The organism is Bacillus sp. MBGLi79 (genome assembly GCF_002953915.1).
On the sequence record NZ_CP026521.1, the window covers coordinates 2403082 to 2406248 of the forward strand.

Genomic DNA, 3167 nt, shown 5'->3' on the forward strand with positions numbered 1-3167 from the left:
TGATTCACTGTTGTTCAATTTCCTTTAAAGCCGTTCTTTATATTCAACAGGAACAAAAAGTAAGCTCAGTTTAAATGCTGATAATAAAAAAATTCACTTTAAAAAGTTGTCGCCCGCAAAATCGGCTTTCTCACACTACACCAATTTAAAATAAAAAGCCGGATCTCCTCTAAGAGGTTCCGGCTTTTCTTGGTATAAATGCTAAGTCCATCAGCAGCTTCTAGATAGAGAACATGGAAAAATATCTAATGGCTCGCTATACCCATCAGCCATTATCGTATTTCAATGTAGCCTTCTGTACCATGAACGCGAATCTGTTGCCCATCTTTTATCAGTTGCGTAGCATTTTCAACGCCAACAACTGCAGGCAAGCCATATTCGCGCGCTATAACAGCTCCATGGGTCATCAGTCCACCAACTTCGGTGACCAGGCCTTTTATGGATACAAACAATGGTGTCCAGCTTGGGTCAGTAAAGGAGGTGACTAATATATCTCCATCTTCTAGATCTGCATCTTCCATGTTTAAAATGACACGTGCTCGCCCCTCTATCACTCCCGAGGAAACAGGGAGACCTGCAATTGCTCCGGCTGGTAGATTCTCTCGCTTGTATTCGCCTGTAATGATCTCACCATCAGACGTGATAACACGTGGTGGAGAAAGTTTTTCATATAATGTGTACTCGTCTTTTCGTTTGCTGATAATTTGATCATCAAGTTTATTTGTGCGTACGACTTCGTGAAGCTCTTCAAAAGTAAGATAGTATATATCTTCTTTTTCATGAATAACGCCCATTTCTACGAGTTGTTCGGCTTCTTTCAGTAAAGCCTGCTTATAAACAAAATAGCGATTAACCATTCCGTATTTTGGATATTCCCTGAATCCGCTGAAATTCCGGATGATGTCGATCATTCGTTTGGTTTCTTTGGCTTTTTGTTCACCATCGGGCAATTGTTTTAAGCGATCTAATAACTCTTGTTCTTTCTTTAAAGCCTCCTCTAGCCCTTGCTCAAATTTCCGCTGGCCGGCATTAGGCTCAAAATTTTTAATATTATTAAGAATCATCGGGACAAGTGTAGTTGGTTTTTCGCTCCATCGAGTTCTTGTAATATCAATCTCTCCGGCACATCGCATTCCGTATTTGTTGAGGTAAGCATAGATCGCGTCTTGAATTTCCTGTCCATTTTCAAACTTGACCAGCTCATCCAAAAAGTGATCATCTTTGACATCTTGTAAATAAGCAATTACCTCTGGATAAGGACGAATCACATCTGCGACGTCCAATAGCGCAAGACCCATTTCTGACGTAATATTATGGGGTACAGATCGAGAAAGCGTATCTGCTGCGTTTTTTTCCTCTAACCACTCGTTCATTTTTTCGTTAATCCATAATGAAGCATTCATAGCAGATCGAATCAGAACCGAACTTTTTGGGTTAAATAAAATCTTCTTTAATTCCTGGATATCTTCCAGAATAAAACGAAATAAATCTGATCCTGATTTCGTTTGGATGTTTTGTTTTAACTCTTCTATTGATGTTTGACTGCTCTCAATCAAATCTGACACGATTGTCGGATCGTTTTCAACTTGAGCCGGCAAATCTGCATTGCCTCTGCTGGGATTTGGTGCTGTTTTATCATTTGGTATCGATTTTATGAAATCTCGTCGCTTTATTAGAGTCATAAGTGCGTCTTTTAAGAGCTGATCGTGCTGTCCCATGCCTTTTAAGAAAACTTCTCTGCTGTCAGAGGATGCCAGTTGATGTGTGACATCAACAAATAGCCTTCCACCGGCTTTACGCATTGGTGCAGCGGTCGTCAACAGAAAAAAAGACAATCCCAGTGGTTTTATGGGATCCGTCATCATTTGTTGATGACCTACAGAAATATAGACGTGATTTTCTTGGTCACTCGCTTCAGGGATGGGGAATAAAGTAGTGATTGGACGACTCTGTACAATATAAAAAGTATCTCGGACCAAACACCATTCGATATCTTGCGGCTGGCCGAAATGAGCTTCGATCTGTCTTCCGATGCGTGCAAGCTGTAAAATTTGTTCATCAGTCAGCGTTTGAGCCTTTTGCTGATCAGGCTCGATTTGCTGTGTTTCTGTTCCGCCTTCTTTCCGTCCATAGATAGCTATTTTTTTAGTTGCTATTCTCTTATCGACGATTTGCCCATCCTGTACTTTATAACAATCGGCAGATACCAAGCCGGAGACCAATGCTTCACCAAGTCCAAAGCCGGCATCGATGGATAACACCTTTCGGTTAGAGGTAATCGGATCAGCGGTAAATAAAATCCCCGAAGCCTGAGGGAAAACCATCCTTTGAACGATAACGGATAAATAGACTTGGCTGTGGTCGAATCCATTTTGCATGCGGTAGATTACCGCTCGATCCGTAAATAGGGAAGCCCAGCATTTGCTGATATGCTGCAAGATTGCATCGACGCCGATAATATTTAAGTAGGTATCTTGTTGACCGGCAAAAGAGGCATGTGGTAAATCTTCAGCAGTCGCACTTGAACGCACGGCATAGGCATGTTCCTCACCGAACTGGGAGAGATAGTGAGCCACTGCTTTCACAACATCGGAAGGAATATCTACTTCCATAATGATTTGCCGAATCTTCCGGCTGATGTTACCAATTTGATCTCGGTCATCAACTTTTAGCATGGCCAATTGATCCAACATCGCATGTAACGTTTCGTTTTGTTCAATGGCTTTTTGGAATCCTCTTGTTGTAACACAAAATCCTTCTGGTACTTGTATTCCTTGAATTTTTAATAATTCTCCTAAATTTATTCCTTTTCCTCCAACGAGCGAATGCTGTGTTTTTTCAATTTCGTGTAAACCGAGAACGAAAGAACTCATTCTACATCTCCCCTTTAAAAAAATATTGACAAGAGCTTCCCAGTAGGATATAATAAAATTATAAGATGGATAACTATGACTTTTAACTAGGAAGCGCACGTAGTGTGATTATATCACCGTGTCTGTTTTTGTGCAATATAAAAAGAACCTGGGCAATTTCACCAGGTTCTTTCTCTTTGTTCTTTTAGTCCCCCATTCATAAATTAGACTTATTTTTTGTGTAAGAAACTTCGAGTCATAAGTTTCGATCCTATAAACTTTATCAGTCAAAGACTGTCTTATACATAGAGCTAT

At 40.4% G+C, this 3167-nt stretch carries 1 protein-coding gene; it reads right to left on the reverse strand.

Features of this window, described 5'->3' with window-relative positions; translation table 11 throughout:
• Positions 1 to 272 precede the first annotated feature (272 nt).
• On the reverse strand, positions 273 to 2873 hold the full coding sequence (gene ppsA, locus C1T29_RS11845) for a phosphoenolpyruvate synthase (RefSeq protein WP_103749683.1): 2601 nt from the start codon (positions 2871 to 2873) through the stop codon (positions 273 to 275).
• Positions 2874 to 3167: the final 294 nt, after the last annotated feature.

Excerpts from the sequence above, each read along its gene's own strand:
- ppsA (WP_103749683.1), bottom strand. The coding sequence starts at position 2,873 with ATGAGTTCTTTCGTTCTCGGTTTACACGAAATTGAAAAAACACAGCAT.